The organism is Pseudomonas sp. NBRC 100443 (assembly GCF_030268185.1).
Taxonomy (GTDB): domain Bacteria; phylum Pseudomonadota; class Gammaproteobacteria; order Pseudomonadales; family Pseudomonadaceae; genus Pseudomonas; species Pseudomonas citronellolis.
In genome coordinates this window covers 1-255 of sequence record NZ_BSQE01000118.1, presented here as the reverse complement: position 1 = coordinate 255, position 255 = coordinate 1, and the positions used below count along the sequence as shown (strand labels likewise).

The window sequence follows — 255 nt, the reverse complement described above, 5'->3', positions numbered from 1 at the left end:
TGAGCAGCCTGCGGGCGCTTGAAACCAGCTTCAACAGCCATCCCCATCAGCACTATCACCTGGGTACGGGCCCGATCCGGCGTTCCACCCTGGCCGACGCCAACGAACGCCGTAATACCGAGGTCTTTGCTCAGGTTGCGCACTACCTGATGGCGGGCGTCTGCCGGCAGTTACGCCGTGACGGGAAGGAACTGCTGTACCTGCTGGACTCCACCACGATCACCCTCAAGGGCCCTGGCTTCGACGAATGGACGC

1 pseudogene is annotated in these 255 nt (G+C 62.7%); it reads left to right on the top strand.

Going from position 1 to position 255, the window contains the following annotated elements:
* A pseudogene (locus QSJ95_RS32800) lies at nt 1–255 on the top strand (IS4 family transposase); the annotation flags it as partial.